The following is a 22,013-nucleotide window of genomic DNA, read 5'->3' as shown; positions in this document are numbered from 1 at the left end:
AAGATGACAAGCAATAATCTTATAATGATTTTCTCCTAGGTAATGCTGTGGATTTAGTTTATAGCATTTTAAGCAAAGATTATGCCATAAGTGTGATTGATATTCTTTAATCTCTTGTGAAAGTGCAATATTTTTTTGTAAAATATCGGCAAAAAACTAGGGTTAGAAAATGCCAAAAAGAGAAGATATAAAGACAATTTTATTGATTGGTTCAGGTCCTATTGTTATTGGTCAGGCTTGTGAATTTGACTATTCAGGAACACAGGCTGTAAAAACTTTGAAATCATTGGGATATCGGGTGGTGCTTATCAATTCAAATCCTGCGACCATTATGACGGATCCAGAATTTGCAGATAAGACATATATCGAACCTATCACAGAAGAAATTATTGCAAATATTATTAAAAGAGAAAAAGTAGATGCAATTCTCCCAACAATGGGAGGGCAAACGGCTCTAAATGTTGCAATGCAAATGTATGAAAAAGGTATGCTTGAGGGGGTGGAATTCTTGGGGGCTAAGCCAGAAGCAATTAAGAAAGGTGAGGATAGACAAGCCTTTAAGGAAGCGATGTTAAAAATTGGTATGGACTTGCCTAAATCTTTTTATGCCTACAATGAAGAACAAGCTTTAGAGGCTGCAAAATCTATAGGGTTTCCATTGATAATAAGAGCAAGTTTTACTCTTGCTGGTGGCGGTAGTGGCGTAGCTTATAATATTGAAGAATTTAAGACTTTAGCAAAAGCAGGATTAGATGCAAGCCCTATTAGCGAGATTTTGATTGAAGAATCTTTACTTGGTTGGAAAGAGTATGAGATGGAGGTTATTCGTGATAAAAATGATAATTGTATCATTGTTTGTTCGATAGAAAATCTCGATCCTATGGGAGTGCATACAGGAGATTCTATCACTATAGCACCAGCTCTTACACTCACTGATAAAGAATACCAAAGAATGCGTGATGCATCCTTTGCAATACTTAGAGAGATAGGGGTAGATACTGGTGGGAGTAATGTGCAATTTGCTATCAACCCACAAACTGGGAGAATGATTGTAATTGAAATGAATCCGCGTGTATCAAGAAGCTCAGCACTAGCTTCTAAGGCAACAGGGTATCCAATAGCAAAAATTGCGACATTATTGGCAGTTGGATTTAGTCTAGATGAAATACAAAATGACATTACAGGAACGCCTGCAAGTTTTGAGCCTAGTATAGATTATATTGTGACTAAAATTCCTCGTTTTACATTTGAAAAATTTCCTCACGCAGAAGATACTCTTAGTACTTCAATGAAAAGTATCGGTGAGGTTATGGCTATTGGAGCAAATTTTTATCAAAGCATTCAAAAGGCACTTTGTAGTTTGGAAACGGGTTTATGTGGATTTGATACTTTAAGTGCAGATATTGAATTGATTAAAAAGGAAATCAGAAGACCTAATGCTCAGAGAATCTTGTATGTTGCCGATGCTTTTAGAGTAGGACTTGATTTGCAAGAGATTTATGAGCTTAGCAAGATTGATTTGTGGTTTTTAGGAAAGATACAAGATATAGTGTCCTATGAAAATAGCATAGAATCTGGTATTTTAAAAAATAAGCAATCAATGTTGGAAGCTAAAAAAATGGGATTTAGCGATAAAATGATCGCTAAGTTGCTTGCTAAAAATGAGGGTATAGAAATTAGTGAGAGTGAGATATCTCATGCTAGAATACAGCTTGGTATTGAGAGGGTTTATGAAGAGGTGGATACCTGTGCTGCAGAGTTTGATAGTTTAACTCCTTATTTTTATTCTAGTTTTTATGATACTAATCTTTTTGCCAATCAACTTCCTTTAAGTGATAAGAAGAAGGTGCTAATCATTGGAGGAGGTCCAAATCGTATAGGTCAGGGGATTGAGTTTGATTATTGTTGTGTGCATGCGAGTTTTGCACTCAAGGATATGGAAGTTTCAAGCATTATGTATAACTGCAATCCAGAAACAGTAAGCACGGATTATGATATTAGTGATGCTTTGTATTTTGAGCCTATTGCTTTTGAGTTTGTTAAATCTGTATTAGACAGAGAAAAGCCAGATGGAGTTATCGTGCATTTTGGTGGTCAAACACCATTAAAACTTGCCAAAGAAATACATAAATATGGAGCAAAAATTATCGGGACTTCTGCAAAAGTAATTGATATTGCAGAAGATAGAGAGAAGTTTGCTAATTTTGCTCAAGAAAATAATCTAAGACAGCCTGAAAATGGGATTGCTTTTACAAAAGAAGAAGCCTTTTTAATTGCCAATAAAATTGGTTTTCCTGTATTGGTTAGACCTAGCTATGTGCTTGGTGGTAGGGCAATGAGAATTGTGGAAAATGATGAAGAATTAAAGGTTTATATGGATGAGGCTGTGCGCGTTAGTGAAAATTCTCCTGTCTTGATTGATAAGTTTTTAGAAGGTGCTATTGAGCTTGATGTGGATTGTATTTGTGATGGTAATGATGTTTATATTGGCGGTGTTATGCAGCATATTGAAGAGGCTGGAATACATAGTGGAGATTCTGCCTCATCATTGCCTACAATTACTATTCAAGAGGAGATGCTTAAAGAAATTAATGCCACAAGTGCTCTAATTGCTAGAAAACTTGGTGTAGTTGGATTGATGAATATTCAATATGCAATTTACAATGAACAGCTTTATTTAATTGAAGTTAATCCAAGAGCATCTAGAACAGTTCCTTTTGTAAGCAAGGCTACTGGTATGCCTTTGGCAAAAATAGCAACTCGTGTGATGTGGCAAGGAAACTTGAAAGAGGCATTAGAGTTTTATGGAGCATTTGGTAATATTGAATTTAAAGATGGGGTTTTTCAAACAAAAAAATTAAATCATATTGCTGTTAAAGAATCTGTTTTTCCTTTTAATAAGTTAATTGGGGCAGATTTATTGTTAGGACCAGAGATGAAAAGTACTGGTGAAGTTATGGGAATTAGCAATAGTTTTGGTTTGAGTTTTGCAAAAAGTCAAATGGCTAGTAAAAATACTCTGCCTATTTTTGGAATGTTATTTTTATCTTTGTGTGATAAGGATAAGAAATACGCAACAGAGATTGCGCAAAGTTTTATAGAATTGGGATTTGAGGTTTGTGCCACAAGTGGAACGCAAGCAGTTTTAGAAGAAAAAGGCATTGCCTCTACAAGAGTATTGAAGATTTATGAAGGTAGGCCAAATATTCAAGATAAGATAGCCAATAATGAAATTCAATTGGTAGTTAATACTTCCAATGGAAAATCAAGCAAGGATGATTCAAAGATTATTCGCACGCAAGTTTTAAAAAATTCTATCCCTTATTTTACGACGCTAGAGGGTGCTAGGGTGGCTGTGGAAGCATTGAAGGATATGAGAAAAATGGATGTATATATGCCAAAATCCTTACAAGAATTTTTAAAGGAACAATAATAGTTTTTTTAGCACAAACAGATACAACAGTAGGATTTTTGAGTCATTCTTATAAGGATATCAATACTATTAAATCAAGAAAGTTAAATCAAAGAGTGCTTCTAGAAACTGCTAATTTAAGCTATCTTAAGAGTTATACTAGGGTTCCAAATGTTTTAAAAAAGCGTTTAAGAAGACAAGAGAAAGTAACTTTTATTTTAAAAAATAAGAAATCTTTTCGGGTTGTTAGAGATCAAACTCATCTCTTATTTTTAGAAAAATTTGGAATGCTTTATTCTTCTTCTGCAAACTTGTCTTCAAAGCCGTTTTGCTTGCAATGGGCAAAAAAAATGGCAGATATTTTGGTGATTGATAGGAGAGGATATCAAGAAAAAGATGCTTCAAAAATTTATAAGATTTCAGAAATAAAGCTAAGGAAAATACGATAAAATTTTTTATTTTTATTGAAAATATGGAGTGAAATATGAGAGGTTTCAAACTTCTTTTTGTAATGCTGATTTTAGACTTTAGTTTTTTATATACTCAAGAGCAGGTTTTGGAGAATCAAGAAAGTAATGCTGTTGGACAAACTTATGATAGGTATGCTGATGATTTTATAGAAACAGATCTGAAATATGAAAGAAAATATAAAAGAGGAGTGTATGTGCAAGCTTCTTTGGGCGGTAGTATACACCATGCTAATTTTGATGGTAGTTATATAAATAATCCTAAGGCAAGCTATAATTCATTAGAGCTAAATACAATGGTTGGTGTAGGACTTGGTTATCAGATTTTTTTTAATGCATATAACGGCTTGAGAATTTTTAGCACAACGCTTTATGGAGATTTTAAAAGTCCAAAATATAAAGATAATAAACCTTTTTATATTGTTTCAACAGGTATTGGATTGGATTATTTAGTGGATTTTACAAAAGGTAAGAATCCTTTAGGATATTTTATTGGGTTTGGGTATGAATGGAATTATGGAAAATTTTTAAGCGATTTAAAAAGTAGTCCCTATATCCTTGATACTAGTGTGTTTAATACACATGGATTTTTTGCCAAAACAGGATTTTCTAAAACTTTTTCTTGGAGACATCGCATAGAGTTGGAATATAGAATCCCATTTTATAGTTTTTTAAATTTTTCTGGTAGTGGCGTAGATAGGAATAATAATAGTTTTGATATACACAGTGCAAAATATAATAGTTATGGAATTATTAGTTTTTCATATGCGTATATTTTTGGCGGAAGAAATGCGAATTGATAAATTTTTAAATATTGTAAATTTGACCAAAAGAAGAAGTATTGCACAGGATATGTGTTTAAATCAAGTTGTTTTTATAAATGGTAGTGTTGCAAAACCTAGTAAGGAAATAAAAATTGGTGATATTATTGACTTAGTTTTTTTTGATAGACAAAAAAAACTCAAAGTTTTGGATATCCCAAAACACAAAACTATACCAAAACAAGATGCCTTAAAATATATAGAAGAAATTATTTAACTATGTTATAATAACCTTTTATGAATTTAAAATTAAAAAAGGAAAAAAATGTTAGAAGGAATTATTAGAGAGAGTATTTCAAAGTCTGAAGTTAAGGCTTTAAGGAATGATGGTTATCTAATTGCTAATATTTATGGCAAGGGCGTGGATAATATACATTGTGCATTTAAAGTTAATGATTTTATTCGTGCTGTAAAATCTAAAGATACTTTAGTATTTACAGTAAAGGTTGGCACAAAGAATTTTGATGTTGTTATACAAGAGTATCAAAAAGATCCTGTCACTTCAAATATTTTACATGTTGATTTGATGTTAGCACAGAAGGGTGTTGTTGCAAAGTATCGAATACCAGTTAAGGCGGTAGGGACACCTATAGGTTTGAAAAATAAAGGTGTTTTAATGTTTTCTAAAAAAAGAATTTTAGTGCAAGCAGCTCCAGAAAATCTTCCAAATGTTTATGAGCTTAATGTATCTAACTTAGATGTAGGCGATTCTATTTTAGTTAGAGATTTGCCTGAAATAGCAAATGTAAAGATTATTGAGAAGCCAGCTGTCGCTGTTGTAGGTGTTATTAAAGCAAAATAATTTTTTATGACTTATCTTATTGCTGGACTTGGCAATCCTGGGAGCCAATATTGTGATACTCGTCACAATATTGGTTTTTTTATTTTAGAGGTATTGTGTAGTAAATTAGGGTTAAAATTTAAGTATGATTCAAGATTTTTGAGTGATGTAGTTTTATACAAAAATAAAATTGCAAGCTTTTATTTGATAAAACCACAGACTTTTATGAATCTCTCCGGTGAAGCAATTTATAAAATTCAAAAATTTTATAAAGATAGCAGTTTATTTGTTTTGCATGATGATCTTGACTTGCCATTTGGTTCTATTAGATTTAAAAATGGTGGTAGTAATGGCGGACATAATGGATTAAAATCTATTGATAGATTATGTGGCAATAATTATTATCGTTTGCGTTTTGGTATTGGGAGAGATGAGCATAAAAGTGTAGTTGATCATGTTTTGGGAAACTTTAATGATAGTGTCAGTAGGGATAGATTAGTAGAGTATTGCGTTGATGCTCTTATTTATTTTTTTGATAATCCTGATTTTTTGAAATTACAAAATAATTTTACTTTAAAGTAGGTTGTCGTGTTTTTTTATTTGGCTTGGAATTATTTTCGGTTTGTTTTGATTATTTTTTCAGCTTTGCAAGTTTTTTTTATCAGTATCGATAGTTTAAAATATCTTGATCAATTGCCAAGCTCTGCAAATTTAATTATTTTATTTTTTGTATATGATTTTTTATATGCTTTGAATTATACTTTGCCAATTTCAATCTTGCTGGCCAGCATTATCTTTTATTTAAACTTAACAAAAAGTAATCAATATACCGCTTTTCTTGCATTGGGATATTCAAAGAGAAAGATTTTATCTCCCATTTTGATGGTTTCTACATTTTTGATTCTGTTTTATATAGGTTTAAATGCTACGCCTTTTGTTTATGCTCAAGAAAAAGCAGAGGCGATTATTTCTCAAGGAAACTTCTCTAATATAACCGAAGATTTATTGGTGAAGTATAAAGATAATTATGTGTATTTTGGAAAAATTTATCCTTTGATACAGAAGGCTGAGAATATAAAGGTTTTTAAGCTTGATAGTAATGGAATATTAGAGAATTTTGCACAATCAAAGGAAGCTCATTTTATCGATAATTATTGGGTAATGAATCAAGCTATAGTATCTAGTGTTCCAAAACAATTGATTTTAGGTGCTAAAGGATTAGAGGTAAAAGAGGAGGAAGAGTTTAGAATATTAAAAGGTTTTAGGCCAAAAGTTTTGGATACAATCTACCAAAATAAACCATCAGTATCCATTATTGATGCGTTTCAATCTTTGCATATTTTAAAAAAACAAGAAGCTAATCATACAAAAATAAGAGCTATTTTGTATAGCTTTATATTGGTTCCATTTTTTGTACCATTAACTATTATGATCATAGCTTTTTTTATTCCATCTCTTGCAAGATATAGTAATTTAGCTTTATTGGGTTTTATTTTTATTGTATTATCATTGGTTATTTGGGGATTGTTTTTTGCGTTTGGTAAGATGAGTGTTAGTGGTTTGCTTTCGCCAGAGTTAATGCTCTTGATACCTTTGTCTTTGCTCTGTTTGTTATCCTTGTTCTACATTTCAAGAATAAATTTTAAAATGTAAAAAAATATTTTACCTTTATTGGATAGAATGGTTTTTAATTTTTAGTGTGAGGAGATAGGGTTGAAGGTTTATTTTTTTGCTACTTGTTTGGGTGGTGTGGCATATAGCAAGATGTGTGTTAATGCAATTAAGATTTTACAAAAAGCTGGTGTTGAGGTTATTTTTAAAAAAGATCAGACTTGTTGTGGGCAACCTAGCTATAATTCTGGCTATTTTGAAGAGACAAGAAAGGTGGCTTTGCATAATATTGCCTTATTTGATCAGGAATATCCTATAGTTTTACCTAGTGGCTCTTGTGCAGGAATGATGAAACACGATTATTTAGAGCTTTTTGAAGGGCATGGTGAATTTGATAAAGTTAAAAAATTTTGTTCTAGAGTCTATGAATTGAGTGAATTTCTAGATAAGGTATTGGATTTTAAGTTTGAAGACAAGGGAGAACCAGTAAGAATCACATGGCATTCTAATTGTCATGCCTTAAGGGTTGCAAAATGTATCCCTTCTTCAAAGAAGATTCTTAACTCTTTAAAAAATGTAACTTTGATTGAACTTGAAAAAGAAGAGGAGTGCTGCGGTTTTGGAGGAACTTTTAGTGTAAAGGAACCAGAGATTTCTAATGCTATGGTTAAGGAAAAGATTGCAGATATTCATGCAAGGGATGTAGAGTATGTTATTTCTGGAGATGGTGGTTGTCTTTTAAATATCTCTGGTGCAATGCAAAAAATGGGTTCAAAAGTAAAGGCAATGCATCTTTATGATTTTTTAGCATATCGTATGGGAATATAATTAAGAGGAAAGAATATGGGAAGTGCAAGTAATTTTCATTCAAACAAAGAGTTTGAAAATATTATTGGAGAAAAGCTAGAAGATAGACAGCTAAGAGAAAATCTAAAGAGCGCGATGGATACTCTTAAAGGCAATAGAAAAAAATTGATTGCAACAAGATATCTAGATTGGGAGGGATTAAGAGAGGAGGCTAGAAAATTAAAACTAAAAGCATTAACACATTTAGATGTTTTATTAGAGCGTTTTGAAAAAAATGCTACAAAAAATGGAATGAAAATACATTGGGCTGGTAGTGCGCAAGAGGCTAATGAAATTATTTTGAATCTGATAAAAGAAAATAATATTACTTCTGTGCTGAAGGGGAAATCCATGGCAAGCGAGGAGATACATTTAAATTCTTTCTTAAAGCAAAAGGGAATAAAAGCCGTTGAAACAGATTTGGGTGAATTGATTATACAATTGATTGATGAAACTCCTGTGCATATAGTTGTTCCTGCTGTGCATAAAAATCGGTATGAAATTGGAAAAATTTTTGAAGAAAAACTACAAGCACCCCTGGAAGATGATCCTCAAAAGCTTAATGCTATTGCAAGAAAACATTTGCGTAAAGAGTTTGAATCTTTTAAAATGGGACTTACTGGAGTTAATTTTGCTATTGCTGATGAAGGTGCTATATGGTTAGTAGAAAATGAAGGTAATGGTCGTATGACAAGTACTGCTTGTGATATTCATGTAGCAATTTGTGGTATAGAAAAAGTTGTTGAAAGTTTTGAAGATGCTTCCATATTAGGCACGTTACTTGTACCATCAGCAACAGGAGCACAGATCACTTGTTATAATAATATTATTACATCTCCAAGAAAGGAAGGAGAGAAGGATGGTCCAAAAGAAGTTCATATTATTTTATTAGATAATCATCGCTCTAATATGCTAAATGATAAGAATTTTTTTAAAGCGCTAAGTTGTATTAGATGTGGAACCTGTCTAAATCACTGCCCAGTTTATGACAAAATAGGTGGACATGCTTATTTAAGTACATATCCTGGTCCAATAGGTGAGGTAATTTCACCGCAGTTATTCGGATTGCAAAATTGTGGTTATATGGTAAATCTTTGTAGTCTTTGTGGCAGATGTTCTGAGGTTTGTCCTGTTAAAATACCTTTGGCAGATTTGATTAGAGATTTAAGGAGCGAAAAGGTTGGGCAAGGCAATGGAAAAGTTTTGGGATATAAAAATGAGAATCCTAATAAAATAGAACAAATATTAATGAATATGTTTTCTTGGATTGCTACTTCTGGGTTTAAATGGAGAATGCTATTGTGGAAAGTGAGAATCTTTGGTGGTTTGGGAAAAATATTACACCGATATATTCCAATATTAAATCGTTGGACTAGATACAGGGAATTTCCAAAAATAGATGCAAATTTGCATAGTAAAGTAAAAAATATGAAGGGTGTGATTTATGAGTAAAAATTTAATTTTAAGCAATATTAAAGAAGCATTGTCACATAGGGAAGAATTTTTAGATAAAGGGAACTTTAGAGATATTATTAAAAGAGAACAAGATGACATATTGCAGGAGTATATTAGGCTTCAAAAATCTAATATGGCTGATGTGATTATCTCTAGTAAGGAAAAATTATTTGAAGATATGCAAAAACTTTTGCTTCAAATTAAGCCACAAAAGGTTTTGTATGCAAATGATTTGCCTTGTGATATGAATAAATTTGATGGTTTTGAAAAGATGCCTTATTGCAATACCATAGAAACAAATAGAGAAAAGATGTTTGATGTTGATGTAAGTATTGTAAATGCAAGATGTGGTATAGCAAATTTAGGAATAATGGGGCTTGTGAGTTCAGTAGATTCCCCAAGGCTTACCTCTCTTATCGCACCTCATTGTATTATGCTTTTAGATTCTACAAAAATTGTATGGAATTTATTTGAGGGAATTAAGTTTTTAAAATCTTTAAATACAGATTTAGCAACAAATCTTTTATTCATTGCAGGGCCATCAAGAACTGCTGATATTGAGTTAAAAACCGTTTTTGGTGTTCATGGTCCTCAAAAAGTTAGTGTAATTTTATACTAAGGATTCTAAAAATGTTAAAAAAAGGTGATAAGGCACCAGATTTTTGTTTAAAAAATCAGGATGATATTGAAGTAAGTTTAAAGGATTTAATAGATAGGGATATTGTGTTATATTTTTATCCAAAGGATAATACTTCAGGTTGCACATTGCAAGCACAGGATTTTTCTTGTTTAAAAGAAGAGTTTGAGAAAAAAGGTGTGATAATCGTTGGTATCAGTCCAGATTCTCCAAAGAGTCATAGGAATTTTATCCAGAATAAACAGCTAGATATTATGCTTTTGAGTGATATTGAAAAAGTAGTAATGAAGGCATACGGCGCATATGGAAAGAAAATGATGTATGGTAAAGAAGTTTTTGGAGTTATTAGAAGTACCTTTATTATCAAGGAAGGAAGAATAGTTGAAGTATTCTATGGTGTCCGTGCAAAGGGACACGCACAGAAAGTTTTGGAATTTTTAGATTAATGAAGATGTGAATTATCTTGAGTTGGTTGAATATCCTTATTGTCAGCTAAGTTATTTTGATTAACTTGTTTTAGAAAGCTAATAAGTGTATCTGCCATTTTTGTATAAGATTTGGCACTAACGCTTTCAGGATTGAAGAATACAATAGGTTTCCCATTATCTCCACCTTCTCTAATTTTTCCTTCAAGGGGTATTTGAGCCAATATATTTGTATCATACTGCTTTGCAAGTTTTTCTGATGAGCCTTTTCCAAAGATATCACTTTCGTGATTGCAGTGTGAGCATATAAAACCACTCATATTTTCAACAATACCCGCAATTGGTATATTTAGTTTTTGAAACATATCAAGACTTCTTGCACTATCATCAAGACTTACTTGTTGGGGAGTGGTAACTGTAATACCTGCACTAACTGGAACACTTTGTGCAAAAGTTAATTGCGCATCTCCTGTTCCAGGCGGCATATCAATCACTAAAATGTCCAATTCGCTCCATAAGACATCAGTAAGCATTTGTTGTATGGCTCGCATTATCATAGGACCTCTCCAAATTAAACTTTGATTAGCATCATATAAAACACCCATGCTCATCATTTCAATTCCATAAGCTTTTAGTGGGAAAAGTTTTTTGCCACTAGAATCTACTTCTGGTTTATTGGTATGTAATCCAAGCATTCTTGGGATATTTGGTCCATAGATATCTGCATCGAGCAATCCTACTTTTTTTCCTTGTTGTGCAAGTGCAATTGCTAAATTTACGCTAGTTGTACTTTTTCCAACGCCACCTTTTCCACTACTTACCATAATAAAATTTTTAATTTGTGGAGCAATATTTTTTGTCATAGCTGGTTTGTTTTCATTTGGCTGAGGTGTTTTGATATCAAGCTGTATTTTTTTGATACCTAGTGAACGGATTTTTTCATTAACCTCATTTGTTAATTGATTTATGACTTCGATACTATTAGATGGTATTTCAATACGCAAAGCCAATTGCTCTTGATGTAGATTTACATCTTTTACAAACCCAAAACTTACAATATCTTTTTTAAAGTTCGGATATATAATTGTTTTTAATGTATTGAGTATATCTTCTTGTGTAATCATTGTTTATTCCTTATTTGATATATTTGTAGAGGGTTTATATTAAATTAAAGCTTAAAAAAACATAAAAAGATTTAATATTTTTTTTATGTTTTAAAAAAATGATTATTTTGGTTGTAAGGTAATAAGAGTGATTTCTGAATTTGTTCCAACTCTTATAGGAGCTCCCCAAGTTCCAGTACCTTGATTGATGTAGATATATTCCTGCGGTTTAAATTCGTGTAATCCCTTGATGTAGGGTTGTTCCAATAAAACCAAAAAATTAAAAGGAAAAATCTGTCCCCCATGTGTATGTCCAGAAAGTACAAGATCAATTTTTGAAGAATTATCTAAAAAATAAATAACTTTTGGTTGATGTGAGAGTAAAAGATTTGGGATTTTTGGCATACCTTTTAGAATTGCTTGTTTGATATTTGGCTTTAAGTAATTCACCTGATTCCCAAAAAAGTCTGTGATTCCAATAATATTGATAACTGGCTTATTGTTAATTGTAATTATTGAGCTTGTGTTATTAAGAATGGTAATATGATTTTCTTTTAATTTATTGAGAATAGTATCAATATCATAGAGATATTCATGATTTCCTAAGACATAATAAACACCATATTTTGCTTTGAGATTTTTTAGCAGGTTGATTTTTTCTTCAATAAAATGACTTTTTGCATCAATAATATCACCGGTTAAGACAATAATATCAGGATTAGCACGATTGCTTATTTGTATAATTTGTTTAAGGGTTTGCATTCTTGTCAGAGTATTTATGTGCAAATCACTAATTTGCAATACCTTTAATTCTTGAGAAAGATTAGAGATATTAAGAGAAATTCTCTGTAGTTTGGGTTCTTTGAAAAAGCCATTATAGAATCCATAAAATATGCCTATAATAACAAAACTTATGGTAATAGTTTTTGCATAGGGAACAAAGCTGTAATACTGCGATTTGGAACCAAAAAGAGCAAGGGGTAAGATACTGCAATAATACAATACTGCTCCTATACATAAGAGAAAATTTACCCCAAGCATAAGTGCAAGAAAAAAATCTATACCATAGGGCAGGTGTATCATATTGTGTAGAGTAAAATACGAAAGGTTGGATAAAAAAAGTATAGTTAAAAATGCAAAAATATTCTTTTTTGTAAAAAATTTGATTTTATAAAAGAAGGTGTAGTATATTAGAGCGTGAGATAGACATAATGCAAAAAAAATAAAGCAATAAAATAAAAAATGGTGAGAATTTTGCATTTTTTATTAACCTTTTGATTTTTTATTATAATTATACACTAAAACACTAAAGTGGCTAGAGGTGCGATATTGAAAAAGGTTTTATTTGTCTGTTTGGGTAATATTTGCAGGTCTCCTCTTGCAGAAGGCATTGCAAGGGATTATATTGCTAGTAGGGGATATGAGATTATTGTAGATTCTGCAGGTACATCTGGCTATCATATTGACGAAACTCCGCATCATTATTCAATTTTGGTTGCAAAGAAGTTTGGTATTGATATTAGTATGCTAAGGGGTTCAAAAGTTAGTGTGTATATGAATTTTGATTTTTTTGTGGCAATGGATAGTGAAAATGTAAGAGATTTGATAGCTTTGGGGGTTGATAGGGATAAGATTGTAAAAATTGGAGATTATGGATTAGATGGTAGAGATATACCTGATCCTTATTATAAGGGTCTGGATGGTTTTTTTGAAGCGTTTGAACTACTTGATATATCTGTAAAAAAATTTTTGGATTTAATTAGTGAAGAAAAATAATATTAAGCAAGACTTACAAGCTCTATTGCAGAAAAATATGCAACTAGATGCAGAGATTTTTAGGCTTTATGAATCTATTGATTTAGAAATTGAGTTATTTCATAAAATTCAACAAGAATTTCATGAAATAGATTTGATTTTAGATAAAAAGATGAAAATAGCAATTCTTGATCGTATTGTAAAACTTCAAGAAACATCGTTAATACAAGAATTAAGGCAGCGTAAATACTCACAAGATCTAATTGAAAAAATCCAAGATAAGTTATTAAAGTTTAATATTGATTTTTATGCTAGAAGACATCAAGAACTGCTAGATTTTATTGAAGAAAAAGAATTGTTTAGTGAATTTTATCGTTGTATTTTTAGAGGTGTGCATGATATAGGGTTGAGTATCAATATATTTTTTGTGCAATGGAAAAATAAGATTTTTAAAGAAATATATGCAACATTAAGTGAAACATATACTCATAAAGAAATGCTGAAAATTTTACAAAATACAATGGATAGGGATAATGGTGAGGTAGCAGATAGAAGTTATTCTATTGTGCAAAAGGGAGATTGTGATGATTTTGAAAAATTATCATATGCTAGTGCTTTTTGTGAGATTAGTTCACAGATTGCAAAGAAGATAATAAAAATATTGGAGAGATTGCAAGTATTAGAGGATGAGCTTTTTGATCAGAAAGATTTATATTTGCAATACTTTTTAGCATTAAAGCAGGTTTTTTTAGAGAAAGATTGTGATTTATTAATACAAAAATGGCGTCAGGTTGATGAGTATTGGATACAAATTGACACCCCTTTTCAAATATGTCATTTTTTTGAATATTATGAGGATAGATATAGACATTGTGTGTCTCCAGAGTGGGATTTGAGAATCTGTTATTTAGAAGATAGTGATTTTGTATCAAATAGCATAATTGCCTGTTTTGATTATTTTGCCTCTCAAACGGGTTTAAATAAGCAAAGCTATGAGCAAACTTTAAGAGTATTAAAGACAACAAAAAGCTATAGGGCATCTTTTGGTTTATTTTATGGTTCTCAAAATAATGGTTTATTTTCTGCGCAAGTGATACCTAATGATGAAACATTGATGAAACAGTATGGAAAAAAGATTTTTGCTTTTCCAGATAGAGTGAGAATGATTGCTATCAATAAACCAAAATTGTGGCTACATTATGAGGTATTTGGGGGTAAGATTATGTCAGAGTATTTTGATATATTGCAAAATCAGCCAGAGTTATGGGAAAGAGTTTATACAATTAGTACAAATGGACATGAGTTTGGGCATATTCTTTGGATGGAAGATGATACGCAAGTATTGATGAATAAAAGTGGTCACTTTAAAAATATTGAGGAATTTAAGGCAACAAGTGGTGGCTTGGTTGGATATTTTTTACAAGATGATGAAAATTGTATTCAAGCCCTAATGCTTGATCATTTAATGCGGTGTATAAATATTTTGGGGTATAGGGAGCAAGAAGAAATGTTACCTTATTATTATGAAGTTTTATTGCATCTTTATGGGGCTTTTGAGACAGGGGTTTTGATATTTGATGAGCATGCAAAAGGAAATAAACTAAAAGTCATAAAGGAAAAATACCAAAGTTTTAAAAAGTGGTATTTAGATGCTTACAAAGAACTTGTCTTATTATATCAAAATAAGAGGGATGCAAAGGAGTGGTTAGAGCGTTATATGGATAGCTCTACAAGAAGCTTGCATCTAAAAAATGCAAATGATTTTGTCCAGTGGTATTGGAAACAATATCAAGAGTATGGTAGAAGGATTCTTTGAGTTAGAATCCAAAATAAGAATAAGTTACCTTAATGCGTATAAGTGTTTTTTGTTGAGGTCTAGGATAGTCCTTGTAAGCAATTTTTATTGTATTTAAAGTTGCGTTGTCAAAGGATTTTAAGCCTGAAGATTTTATAATTTTTAGATCTGTAATATCTCCATTTGGATGAAGGTAGAATTCTACGGCATTGATTCCACTCTGTTCAAAATAAGCTGCTACTCTAGGATAGCTAAGATATTGTTGAGTGATTCTGCCTATATTTCTTAGATTATTTCTTATAAAGTCTTTTTGGGCATTTCCAAGATCTCCAAATTCTTCACCATAGAGTTCATCAATTTCTTGAATTGTTTGAGGGTCCTTGCCTTTGTCATTTTCTTGAATGGCATGCGAGGATAGGTTTTGCATTTCTGGTTGCATTTCTTGATTTAATAAAGAAAGATTCTTAGGATCAAAATGGCTAGAATCACTATGTTTAAGGGAATTTTTTTGAGAATCTGATTGTTCTTTTAGTGGATTTTTGTTTTGTAGTGTTTGGTGTGAGGGGTATTGTGCATTTTGATTGTGAGCTGGAGGAGTATGGGGGGTATTTTGTGAAGCAAGGGAGGGCTTTTTTGCTTCTTGTGTCTTTTTTGATGGATCTAGACTTTGACCTCTTTTAAGAACCAAAAGATTTTCTAGCTTTACTTTTTTTTGATTTTTTGTTGGAAGTTGTTTTATAGAAACGATAACAAAAATAAAAATACAATGTAAAAGGAAAGATATAAATATAGCAATAAATAAACGTTGATTATTTTTCATCTTCAGGAGAGATAATGGTATCTAAGAGTATTTTGCTATTAGGGCTATCAAGGATGATGTATTGTTTATTATTTAAATTAATACACAAAAGTTTAGTTTTTGAATCAATGATATGGCTTTTTATAATAGGCATATCATTTTGTTTTTTAGGAATATATCGTTTTATACGCCAGAGCAGATAAAATAAAAAACATAATATTGTGATAACAATGAAATATTGTGTAGAAAAATTTTGTTTATTTGATAAATGATTAAAAGATATCTTTATTTTATTTTTCTGTACTTTATACTCTGTGCTATATGATTTTAATGAATTGATTGAAATATGAAGTGTATTGTGCGTAGAGTTGATATATAAAGTAGCATTGTTTGCTTGTAATTTTTTTTCAATAGCTTTAATAGGTGTAACTTTTTGTATCTTAATAGATTTTTTTTCTTGAAAAATATTTTTCCGATCTAATGTTTCTGAAAAAGTAAGTTCAAGATTGATATTGTTATTGTGAGTAGTAATTTTTATATGTGTTAAATCATTTGAGAGTAATGTAATACTAGTAATTATAAGGATGTAGAGATATTTCATTGAGTTTCTTTGGTGAGATAATATACAATCGCATCAGAATCTAAAATTTCATTAAGTCGTATTGCAAGATTTTTTTCATATACCATTACTTCGCCTTTACCAACTATTCTAGTGTTGATAAATACATCAACACTTTCTCCAGCAGGTTTTTCCAAGTCAATTACACTACCTCTTTCAAAATTTAATATTTCCTTTAGAGTTAGTTTTGTGGATCCTAGTTCTGCTGTAAATACTGCCTCGATATCCAAAAGTCCTTCATAGCTTTGAATCATATCATCAAGATATGTTGTCAATTCTTGTTCTTTTTGGTCATATACACCAAATGCAGATTTTTTTTTCATTGGATTTATGCTCCTCTCATAAATATACTGCAATGAGCATCATCTATATGAAAATGCACACCATTATTATAGTTTTCCATAATTTTATCATGATAGAAAGTTGGTGTAGAGATAGTAAAACTCCTACCTTTTTCTTGTAATAAAACCTTTGCTCTTCCTGTTATAAGATTGGTAAATTCTTTGGAGAGATCCTCAAGTGTTTCTTCATCAGGATTGTCTTCAGCAAGCAGTTTAATGGACAAAAGCCTTAAAAAATCTTTATTTGTAACAATATAGATAACAATACCACTTTCAAGAATTTCTATACTCGAAATATAACCTTCCTTGAGTGCCAGAAGAGATTCTTCTGGAGTGATGCATATAGTTTTTTCAACAACATCAATAAAGCTATTTCTGAAGATATTCAAGGTTTATCCCCCATTCAATGGATTTTTAAATATTATATCTTTTTTTAGGAAGGTTTGAAATTTTTCTTTGTTTTACAAAAATTATGCAAAAAACATTGATCGCAAATAGGTTTTATCGCCTTACATGTGTATCTCCCAAAAAGCACCATAGCTTGATGTAATTTATCAAGATCTGTTTTAAATAGTTTTGTTAGATCCAATTCTGTTTGCAATGTTGTTTTGGCATTGCTTAAACCAAGTCGATGTGATGTTCTAAATACATGGGTATCCACAGCCATAAGATTTGCTTCAAAATACTCTATTAAAACTACATTTGCAGTTTTTTGACCGACTCCAGCAAGACTTTTTAAATCTTCTTGATTGTTGGGGATAACTCCATTGAATCGTTCCATAACTTGTTTGGCCATCAAGATGAGATTATGAGCTTTATTATTAAAAAAAGAAATAGAATGAATAAGGAGTTTTAATTCTTCCAAGTTTGCATTTGCTAGTTTTTGAACTGTGGGATATTTGGCAAATACACTAGGGGTTACAATATTTACTCTTTTATCAGTACATTGAGCAGAAAGCATAACACAAACAAGCAGCTCAAAGATATTATTATATTTTAACTCTGTTTTTGGTGCAACAAAATGTTCAAGCAAGGCTTGTTTAATCAATGTGGCTTTTTGTTGTTTAGTCATTGATTGGTTCTATGATAATTCTGCTTGCTTCAGAATATCTTAAAGCAATTTGAGATTGTTGTACTGATATTGCAAGTGTGGATTTTTTTATGGAAAAGTATAAAGGAGTGATAATGCTACCTTTTGTAATTCCAAAAGACAATAATCTTGTAATTAATTTGTCATCATTGCTATCAATAGCAATTACTTCATAGGGTGTATTTATTGTAGATTCAATTAGATTCATTTATAACTCTTTTTATTTTTTATATGTATATTATTTTCTGTAATCATCATCTTTTATTTCATTTTTTATTTCATCCACCATTAAATCAATAGGGGTGAAAATTCTGCGTAAAATATTAAATGGAGCAGTAATTACATCTTCTGCTAGACTAACACTTGTTTTTGGGTTATCTAGGGTTCCATTTATTGTTAGATTTGTTGATATTTTCCCTTCATCACCTAATATTAGATAGCCAACAATAGGTATTTTACTCAAAATATTACTAAAATTTTTTATTGTAGATATTTCAAGATTAACATTTACTTCTTTATTGCTGAGTTGTATAATGCCATTACCATCTATATCCATCGAATCTCCTATAAGATGGATTTTTTCTAAGCCTAAGTATTTTTCATTCAATCCAAAAATAACATTCCCTTGAGATACTTGATAGCCTTTTGCTCCTAGGTTTGGATTTTTAAATACAATGAGTGATGGAACTGTGTCAATAAGATTGATAATATTTTGTAAAACAACAAAATTTTCAAATAGTGTATTTTGAATCTTTAATTCTCCATTAAATGTTTTGTTTTTATATGCGCCAATTAGTGTGAATAATCCTCCATTAAAAATCTTTTTTTGTGCCACTGAATTGATAAAATCCGCACTAAAATTGCTTGCCTTGATATAAATATCACCATCAATAAAGTCAAGATTAGCAATACCATTTTTATACGTGAGATCAGCAAGTATTCTCTGATCTCTAAAACGGATATTGATGTCTTCTGTTGGGATAATGTAGTCTTTATAGTAAATATGCATGTTGGATATTTCAATATTTGTCATTTGGGGTTTTATATTGTGCTGTCTTTCGTATCGATGTTTTTGTTTTAAGAATTCTAGTTTATTGGCTACTTGTTCTTTTGTGGGTGATTTTCCGCTATTGTCACCATGCAATGCCTGTTGTATTGCAGGAATCTTGCTATCAAAAAACTCATCCATATTAAAATTATAATTTTTAATCTGAATTTTATTTTGAGAATTTTTTCTAATAAAAGATATATTTTTATCCAAACTATGAATTTGAATAACATCATCTTTGATAAATCCACTGAAATCTAGGCTATTAACAGATGATCTATTGGTATCATAAAGTGGAAGAGTGAGATTGTCAAAGGTAAAAATAAAATCAAAATCTTTAAAGTTGCTAGTAGTGATTTTTGCATTGCCATTTTTGATATCTAGATGATTTAGTAAGGGAGAGTAGGTGCTAATTTTTGAAAAATCATCCAAGGCAATAATAAAGTTATCTTTTTGAATATTAAGGTTGATTTTAAAGTCTGGTAATGTTGCTACAATATTATCACTATTGCTAAAATCTACCTCAAGGTCCGTAATGATGTTTTCTTCCTGAGGAATGTAAAGCAAATCTTGAGTATATGGTTTTTCATCTTCCTTAATTGAGGCAAGCACGAGTTTTTTAAGTTCAATTGGTGCTAGGGTATTGATATCTTTTGTAAAATCAAAATTGTTATTTTCTATATTTTCTTGTGTATCTTCTGTTGGAATCACTTTGTTTGAGAAGGGTTTTGAAAAATTTATTTCTTGATTTGTGTTAATTTGGGCTTTAGTAATACTAAGACGTGTTTTGTAGGTATATTTTTCTAAATCTAAAACACCATCTAAATTGGAGTTTAAAATATTATAATAGAAAGCATCTTGAGCTTTTATATAAATGAATTTATATTGAGGAGTAATGTCAAATGTTACATCGGTATATTTTGCATATAAGGGAATATGGAAAATTTCAATATTAGAGTTTGAGGTTTTGAGATTTCCTCCAAAATTTACTAATAATTGGCTATTTTTCAAAAATTGTAATGTAAGTTTCAAATCAGCAATAAGTTTGGAATCTAAAGATTGGATAGGAATTTGTATATTATAGTGCTTCAAAATATCTAGAATATTAGAGCTATAAGAAAAAGATGGTGATTTGATAAAAATACTAATTTTTGGGTGGCGTAAAAAATTTTCAAACTCAAGTTTGGAACCATCCAAGTTTGTTTCTCCATATGTGGGGTGATTGAGCTCTAAAGTAAGTTTTTTGTTTTGAAAACTTGCAATTACTTCTTGTGAGCGTATGGGATCTAAGTCGTTAAATAGAGTAACTTCTGCGGATTTTATTGTAATTTTTGCATCAAGGGTCTTTTCAATCCCACTTAAAAAGCCTTTTTGTGTTAGGATTGTTGCAAAGTTAAATTTTTCTATTCTGGCATTATCAAAAAAAACTTTTTCAAAAAGCCATTCTTTGAGAGATTGATTATTGATACCTAGGAGATAGGGCTTTAAAAAATTTAAAGATGAGAAAGAAGAGCTTTTTATTTTCATGCTTATATTTTTTAAGTCTGTAATACCTTGAGTTTGCAGACCAATTTTGTTTTCTTGATGGTTTAAGGCGAAGTCAAAAGCTATTTCATGTTTGATTGGAATATAGATGATTTTTCCTTTAACATCTAATTTGAAATTTTTTAATGCAAGTTTTACTATTTCTAGATTTAAATGATTGGAATCTTCTTGTATATTAAACTTTGCTTCAATATTTGGGAAAAGTAATTGGTATTGCTTCCCATCAAACAAAATGCTAGCTGTATTTTGTTTGTCAAGGATAATTTGTTTAATAAATAGCTTTTGAAAATAGGCAATACCCCAAGTAAAATATTTGATTTTTTTACTAATATCTTCAATATCAATAGCATTGTTACTAGGGCTTTTTAACAATTCTTGTATATTAAGTTTGTCAAGCTCTAGGATAAATTTATTATCAAGTTTTAGATACAATTTTTCTAGAGTGACTTTACCAAGAGACAGCTTTTGAATATTGATACCATGTGATAAAATCTTATAAAAGCTAAAAAATAGGATAAAAATGACTAGAAAAAATATAACAAGACTTAGTATTTTCTTTGATTTGATTTTACTCATTATTTTTACCGTAATATTTTATTTTAATACAACTGTTGCTTCTGAAAAAAATATTTTTATTCCAAAAGGATCTATTGCCTCAATTATAACACACCTCTCTAATAATGGATATGATGTTAATAGATTTGATAGATTTTTTTTGCGATTTATTGGGAGACCGCAAAGTGGTTTTATTGATATTGGGAATAATTATTTGAGTAAAATAGATTTTTTATATGCACTAACAAAATCAAAAGCTGCTTTAAGGGATGTAACGCTAATCCCTGGAGAAACCATGTATTTTTTTAATCTTTTGTTGTCTGAAAATTTTGATTTAAAGGTTGAGGATTTGCAAAAGGCATTTGAAAAATATGCATCTTATCAAGATGGAGTTATTTTTGCTGATACTTATAAACTTCCTATGGGGGCTAGTGCTGATTTTTTGATGCAATATTTGGTTGAACGTTCCATGGAAAGACACAGACAGCTTGCCATCAAAGTTTTAGGTATTTATGATCAAAAGCAGTGGTTTAGATATGTAAGCATTGCTTCAATTATACAAAAAGAGGCTGCAAATATTGAAGAAATGCCTATTGTGAGTGCGGTAATTTATAATAGGATAAAAAAAGGTATGCCATTGCAAATGGATGGAAGTTTAAACTATGGTAAATATTCTCATACCAAGGTAAGTGCACAGAGGATTAGGCAGGATATGAGTGAGTTTAATACATATAAAAATAAAGGCATTCCAAAGAATCCTGTTGGTAGTGTGAGTATTGATGCGATAAAGGCTGCTATAAATCCTGCAAGGGTCGACTATCTCTTTTTTGTAAAAAATAAAAATGGAACACATAGTTTTAGCAGGACATACACAGAGCATCAAAAAAATATTAAATAATTTGCAGTGT

23 protein-coding genes are annotated in these 22,013 nt (G+C 30.7%); 14 read left to right on the top strand and 9 right to left on the bottom strand.

Features of this window, described 5'->3' with window-relative positions; genetic code table 11:
* The first annotated feature begins 169 nt into the window (after positions 1-169).
* From carB to CQA57_RS02120, 11 genes are read left to right on the top strand one after another with little or no spacing between them, the layout of a single operon-like run.
* Entirely contained in the window at positions 170-3,433 is a 3,264-nt protein-coding gene (gene carB, locus CQA57_RS02170) for a carbamoyl-phosphate synthase large subunit (protein WP_115578604.1), read from the top strand.
* Between the two features lie 38 nt (positions 3,434-3,471).
* Complete coding sequence (locus CQA57_RS02165; RefSeq protein WP_245941835.1) at positions 3,472-3,861, top strand: Sua5/YciO/YrdC/YwlC family protein; 390 nt, start codon at positions 3,472-3,474, stop codon at positions 3,859-3,861.
* 35 nt (positions 3,862-3,896) lie between these two features.
* A complete protein-coding gene (locus CQA57_RS02160) occupies positions 3,897-4,679 on the top strand; it encodes an outer membrane beta-barrel protein (RefSeq protein ID WP_115578602.1) in 783 nt (260 codons plus the stop codon).
* Positions 4,669-4,917 (top strand): RNA-binding S4 domain-containing protein, encoded by a 249-nt coding sequence (locus tag CQA57_RS02155; RefSeq protein ID WP_115578601.1) that lies wholly within the window; start codon positions 4,669-4,671, stop codon positions 4,915-4,917. The genes CQA57_RS02160 and CQA57_RS02155 overlap by 11 nt, the downstream gene beginning before the upstream one ends.
* A 48-nt stretch (positions 4,918-4,965) precedes the next feature.
* Positions 4,966-5,502, top strand: coding sequence for a 50S ribosomal protein L25/general stress protein Ctc (locus CQA57_RS02150; protein ID WP_115578600.1), 537 nt, complete (start codon positions 4,966-4,968; stop codon positions 5,500-5,502).
* A 6-nt stretch (positions 5,503-5,508) separates the two neighbouring features.
* Positions 5,509-6,063, top strand: a complete 555-nt coding sequence (gene pth / locus CQA57_RS02145) for an aminoacyl-tRNA hydrolase (RefSeq protein ID WP_115578599.1) — start codon at positions 5,509-5,511, stop codon at positions 6,061-6,063.
* A 6-nt stretch (positions 6,064-6,069) separates the two neighbouring features.
* A complete protein-coding gene (locus CQA57_RS02140; RefSeq protein ID WP_115578598.1) occupies positions 6,070-7,134 on the top strand; it encodes an LptF/LptG family permease in 1,065 nt (354 codons plus the stop codon).
* A gap of 60 nt (positions 7,135-7,194) precedes the next feature.
* The gene (locus CQA57_RS02135) at positions 7,195-7,920 is read left to right on the top strand and encodes a (Fe-S)-binding protein (protein WP_115578597.1); all 726 of its coding nucleotides are present in this window, start codon (positions 7,195-7,197) and stop codon (positions 7,918-7,920) included.
* Between the two features lie 15 nt (positions 7,921-7,935).
* Positions 7,936-9,390 (top strand): LutB/LldF family L-lactate oxidation iron-sulfur protein, encoded by a 1,455-nt coding sequence (locus tag CQA57_RS02130; protein WP_115578596.1) that lies wholly within the window; start codon positions 7,936-7,938, stop codon positions 9,388-9,390.
* The gene (locus tag CQA57_RS02125) at positions 9,383-10,012 is read left to right on the top strand and encodes a LutC/YkgG family protein (protein WP_115578595.1); all 630 of its coding nucleotides are present in this window, start codon (positions 9,383-9,385) and stop codon (positions 10,010-10,012) included. Before CQA57_RS02130 ends, CQA57_RS02125 begins: the two co-directional genes overlap by 8 nt.
* An 11-nt stretch (positions 10,013-10,023) precedes the next feature.
* Positions 10,024-10,476, top strand: coding sequence for a peroxiredoxin (locus CQA57_RS02120; protein ID WP_115578594.1), 453 nt, complete (start codon positions 10,024-10,026; stop codon positions 10,474-10,476).
* Here the strand turns inward: CQA57_RS02120 and CQA57_RS02115 are convergent.
* On the bottom strand, positions 10,473-11,579 hold the full coding sequence (locus CQA57_RS02115) for an Mrp/NBP35 family ATP-binding protein (protein ID WP_115578593.1): 1,107 nt from the start codon (positions 11,577-11,579) through the stop codon (positions 10,473-10,475). The two genes, CQA57_RS02120 and CQA57_RS02115, sit on opposite strands and share 4 nt — an antisense overlap.
* Positions 11,580-11,681: 102 nt before the next feature.
* Positions 11,682-12,560: a metallophosphoesterase gene (locus CQA57_RS02110; protein WP_170126803.1), complete on the bottom strand. Its 879-nt coding sequence runs from the start codon at positions 12,558-12,560 to the stop codon at positions 11,682-11,684.
* A gap of 327 nt (positions 12,561-12,887) precedes the next feature.
* On the opposite strand from CQA57_RS02110, the gene CQA57_RS02105 reads away from it, so the two are divergent.
* Complete coding sequence (locus CQA57_RS02105; protein WP_115578591.1) at positions 12,888-13,334, top strand: low molecular weight protein-tyrosine-phosphatase; 447 nt, start codon at positions 12,888-12,890, stop codon at positions 13,332-13,334.
* Positions 13,321-15,129: an invasion protein CiaB gene (gene ciaB / locus CQA57_RS02100; RefSeq protein WP_115578590.1), complete on the top strand. Its 1,809-nt coding sequence runs from the start codon at positions 13,321-13,323 to the stop codon at positions 15,127-15,129. Before CQA57_RS02105 ends, ciaB begins: the two co-directional genes overlap by 14 nt.
* Before the next feature lies 1 nt (position 15,130).
* On the opposite strand, the gene CQA57_RS02095 is transcribed toward ciaB, so the two are convergent.
* The 7 genes from CQA57_RS02095 to CQA57_RS02065 all read right to left on the bottom strand — a co-directional run bounded on the left by CQA57_RS02095 (position 15,131) and on the right by CQA57_RS02065 (position 21,126).
* Entirely contained in the window at positions 15,131-15,796 is a 666-nt protein-coding gene (locus CQA57_RS02095) for an energy transducer TonB (protein ID WP_245941834.1), read from the bottom strand.
* A gap of 121 nt (positions 15,797-15,917) precedes the next feature.
* Entirely contained in the window at positions 15,918-16,508 is a 591-nt protein-coding gene (locus CQA57_RS02090; protein WP_115578588.1) for a hypothetical protein, read from the bottom strand.
* Entirely contained in the window at positions 16,505-16,849 is a 345-nt protein-coding gene (gene fliN, locus CQA57_RS02085) for a flagellar motor switch protein FliN (RefSeq protein ID WP_115578587.1), read from the bottom strand. Before fliN ends, CQA57_RS02090 begins: the two co-directional genes overlap by 4 nt.
* A 5-nt stretch (positions 16,850-16,854) precedes the next feature.
* On the bottom strand, positions 16,855-17,256 hold the full coding sequence (locus CQA57_RS02080) for a chemotaxis protein CheX (RefSeq protein WP_115578586.1): 402 nt from the start codon (positions 17,254-17,256) through the stop codon (positions 16,855-16,857).
* A gap of 44 nt (positions 17,257-17,300) precedes the next feature.
* Positions 17,301-17,939, bottom strand: coding sequence for an endonuclease III (nth, locus tag CQA57_RS02075; RefSeq protein WP_115578585.1), 639 nt, complete (start codon positions 17,937-17,939; stop codon positions 17,301-17,303).
* On the bottom strand, positions 17,932-18,165 hold the full coding sequence (locus CQA57_RS02070) for a FeoA family protein (protein WP_115578584.1): 234 nt from the start codon (positions 18,163-18,165) through the stop codon (positions 17,932-17,934). Before CQA57_RS02070 ends, nth begins: the two co-directional genes overlap by 8 nt.
* Positions 18,166-18,195: 30 nt before the next feature.
* Positions 18,196-21,126, bottom strand: coding sequence for a DUF3971 domain-containing protein (locus tag CQA57_RS02065; protein WP_115578583.1), 2,931 nt, complete (start codon positions 21,124-21,126; stop codon positions 18,196-18,198).
* Here CQA57_RS02065 and mltG point away from each other — a divergent pair.
* Positions 21,071-22,003 (top strand): endolytic transglycosylase MltG, encoded by a 933-nt coding sequence (mltG, locus tag CQA57_RS02060; RefSeq protein WP_115578582.1) that lies wholly within the window; start codon positions 21,071-21,073, stop codon positions 22,001-22,003. The genes CQA57_RS02065 and mltG overlap by 56 nt on opposite strands.
* The last annotated feature ends 10 nt before the right edge of the window (positions 22,004-22,013 follow it).

It is taken from the genome of Helicobacter anseris (assembly GCF_003364335.1).
In the GTDB taxonomy this organism is placed as follows: Bacteria; Campylobacterota; Campylobacteria; order Campylobacterales; family Helicobacteraceae; genus Helicobacter_H; species Helicobacter_H anseris.
The sequence above is the reverse complement of the archived record's forward strand: the minus strand, read 5'-3'. Positions and strand labels throughout refer to the sequence as shown.